This is a genomic window from Paraburkholderia sp. Ac-20336, assembly GCF_017105025.1.
GTDB lineage: Bacteria > Pseudomonadota > Gammaproteobacteria > Burkholderiales > Burkholderiaceae > Paraburkholderia.
Window position 1 is genome coordinate 1 of record NZ_JAAGPS010000253.1, and the last position, 3,404, is coordinate 3,404.

General features: G+C 67.2%; 3 protein-coding genes. All 3 read right to left on the reverse strand.

Annotated features, from left to right (window positions below; genetic code table 11):
• Positions 1–133: 133 nt before the first annotated feature.
• Positions 134–1,690 (reverse strand): DUF4130 domain-containing protein, encoded by a 1,557-nt coding sequence (locus tag GXB81_RS30660; RefSeq protein WP_205991171.1) that lies wholly within the window; start codon positions 1,688–1,690, stop codon positions 134–136.
• Positions 1,691–1,924: 234 nt separating this feature from the next.
• On the reverse strand, positions 1,925–2,512 hold the full coding sequence (locus tag GXB81_RS30665; RefSeq protein WP_167283670.1) for a nucleotidyltransferase family protein: 588 nt from the start codon (positions 2,510–2,512) through the stop codon (positions 1,925–1,927).
• A 383-nt stretch (positions 2,513–2,895) separates the two neighbouring features.
• A partial coding sequence (locus GXB81_RS30670) for a molybdopterin cofactor-binding domain-containing protein (protein WP_205991172.1) occupies positions 2,896–3,404 on the reverse strand: 509 nt, incomplete at its 5' end.

The following is a 3,404-nucleotide window of genomic DNA, read 5'->3' on the forward strand; positions in this document are numbered from 1 at the left end:
GGAAACCTCCTGCGTGAGCTGATGGGCACGACGCATCCACTGTACAGGCAGTTGCAGATGCGCTCTGTCGCCTGGCTTCCCTTACCCGTTGCCGGGGGGAGGCGTCCATACCATCTAACACGCTCTAAGCAGTCTAAATTGCTTGAGTTGCTTGAGTTGCTTGAGTTGCTTGAGTTGCCTGAGCCGTCTGAGCCGCCAACACCGTCGCATGCCTGAACGCCGCCACGAGGTTCGCGACGATATCCTCGCGCAGCCGCGCGTCGGCGGTTCTGAGCGCGTACGACGGATGCCACGTCGGCACGATCAGGCGTCCGCGATGCGCGATCGTGAGCCCGAGGTATTCGGACAGATTGACGTGCGCGCCGGTCAACGCTTTCAGCGCGGTCGGCCCGAGCGTGACGACGACGCGCGGGGCGACTTGCGTCAGCTCCTCGTCCAGCCAGTATCCGCAAGCCTCGACTTCGCTGCGTTCCGGCGCGCGATGGACGCGCTGCCCGCTCTCGCGCTGCGGGCCCGGCTGCCGTGGAATAGCGCGCGCCTCGGTCGCTATCTCCCACTTGTAATGCTTGACCGCATAGGTCAGATACAACGCCGCGCGCTCGACACCGGCGCGCGCAAGCACCGTATCGAGCAACTTCCCGGCCGCGCCGCCGAACGGTTCGCCGTGCTGGTTCTCGTATTCGCCGGGCTGCTCGCCGAGCGCCATGATCGCCGCGTGCGCGGGACCGATTCCGGCGACAGCCTGCTTCGCATTGCGCCACAGTCCGCAGCGCCGGCAGGTGGCGAGCGGGCCGTTCGGCTCGCGCAACGGCGGCGTGAGCGCGGAAATCTCGATGGGCGGTGGCTGCGCCACGTGAACGGCGGCACCCCGCGCGCCAAGACGCGTGCGCTCGCGTGCGAGATGCGCGGGCAGCGGCGGACCGGCGGGCGGCGTGCGCCAGTAGCGCAGCGGCACCGGCGCAGGTTGCGCGTTGACGACGTTCGCGTACCAGGCAAGCCATAGTGCTTCGGCCGGTTCGCTCGTGACGGCTTCGCCGGTCATCGCGCTCGCCGGCAAAGCATGTTCGGCCTCGATATATTCTTCTGCGGCCGGCCGGCCGATGCGCAACAGCATGCCGTTCCAGAACGCCGCGCCTCGCGGGGTCGCGAGCATCCACGTGGAGTTGCCCATGTCCGCGGCGAACTCCGTGGCGGCGCGTTCGAGCAGGTCGTGATGCGGCTCGTACCAGCCGACGAATTCCGGTGGCCCCATCGACGGATCGCGCCGTCTGAACAGCGTGCCGAGCACGAGTTCGGCGGTGGCCCGCTCGATCGCCTCGACGCGTTGCGCGAGCAGCGCGCCGTCGGGGTCGTGCAGTTCGATGACGCCGCGTTCGCCCTGCGTCCAGCGCCACAGGATGCGGTAGAGCAGAGTCCAGCGATCGTCCGAGCGATGGCACGCGGCGGTTTTTAGCTGCACGAGCAGATCGCGGGGGATGGCGGGTGTGGGGCGAGCGAGGAGCGGCGTTTCGGCGCCGAGGGTGGTTTTATCCAGGAACGGTCGGGTTCGTGGCGTTGCGGTTTTTTCCGCTTCGCCCTCGCCCTCGGCTTCAATCCATTCGACCGATAGAGGCTCGATGCCTTCGCGCAGCGCTTCGCGCGCCGCACGGCGCCAGGCGGCAAAAGTCGGTTCGATCAGGATGCATTTCACGACGGCAAAATACTGTATAAATATACAGTATGTGCGCAAAGGGGGATTGGGGCAAGCGGGGGCGACGGGTTGGGCGAGTCCGATGCTTTTGCCGGGAGATGCCGCGCGGTCGAGGCTCGGGATGACTGCGGCGAAATGGCTCTGAGAATGGCCGTGAGAACGAGGCAAGCGCATGCCGGGTTCGCCGCTGGCGGGTGACAAACCCGCAGAACGGCAAAGCCGCAAAAACCGCCCCTAAATCCCGCGCAAATCCTCCGGCGTATCGACGTCGCGCAGGATGCCCGGATCGTCGACATCCACGCGCGTCAAACGTTGGGTCATCAGCAGCGATCTGGCGCCCGCGTCGCCGTCGAGCGCGAGCAGCGCCTCGCAATGCTCGACGCCGAAGCCGACCGGATGGCCGCGCTGTCCGTCGTAAAACGGCGCGACGAGCGCGGCGCCGTCGTCGAGCGTGCGGGCCACCGTTTCGATCGTCGGAATCGAGATGCGCGGCATGTCCGCGAGCGCGACGATCCAGCCCTCGGCGTCGTCGCTCGCTGCGATGCCCGCCGCGAGGCTCGCGCCCATGCCGCGTTCGGCGCCGGCCGCGAACACGACGTCGCAGCCGGCATCGTTGAGCACGCGGGCGAGCGCATCCGAGCCGGGCCGCACCACCGCGATCACATGCGGCACGACGAGCAGCAGCCGATGCGCCGATTCATGAGCGACGGGCGTGCCGTCGGGCAGGCGTGCGAGCAGTTTGTTGCGCAGCCCGTCCGGATCGAAACGCGAGCCGAACCCGGCGGCGAGCAAGACACCTGTGGCGAGCGAGGCGTAGGCCATCGGCGAATCCCAATAGAAGGAACGAGACCGATTGTGCGATGCAAGGCCACGTCAGGCAAGCGCGAATGCCGGCATATGGCGTTGGCCGCGCCGCTTTTCGACACCGTAACGCAATCGCGCGCTGCCAATCTCCCACCGCCAGCACCTCATGGCCAGCACCTCATGGCCGGCACCGCACGGCCAGCACCGCACGGCCAGCACCGCACGGCCAGCACCTCACCACCAACACCCCACCACCAACACCTCACCACCAACACCTCACCACCAACACCTCACCACCAACACCTCACCGCCAACACCTCACCGCCAACACCTCACCGCCAACACCTCACCGCCAACACCTCACCGCCAACACCCCACCGCCAACACCCCGACATACACCACTAAACCCGCATCACCTTATCGAGCGTAATCGGCAGATCCCGCACCCGCACGCCGGTCGCGTGATACACCGCATTCGCGATCGCGGCCGGCACGCCCGTAATGCCGATCTCGCCAATCCCGCGCACGCCGAGCGAGTTGATATACGGGTCGGGCCGGCCGATGAAGGCGATGTCGAGCGTGTCGATATCGGCATTCACGGGCACGTGATACTCGGCCAGATTCGCGTTCGTGAAGCGCCCGTAGCGCGTATCGAGCGACGACTCTTCCTGCAGCGCCGCGCCGATGCCCCACACGATGCCGCCCATCATCTGGCTGCGCGCGGTCTTCTCGTTGAGCACGCGTCCCACGTCGTAGACGGCCACCACGCGCGGCACGCGGATCGTGCCGAGGTCCGCGTCGACATGCACCTCGACGAACACCGCGCCGAACGAGTGGAACGCGTACTGCTGCTTCTCGTTGCCGGGCCTGACCGTCGAGGTCGCCTCGATCGGCTTGCCGCCCGCGCGCG

Bases quoted from the DNA above. Each gene is read 5' to 3' on its own strand.
- GXB81_RS30665 (WP_167283670.1), bottom strand. From the start codon at position 2,512: ATGGCCTACGCCTCGCTCGCCACAGGTGTCTTGCTCGCCGCCGGGTTC.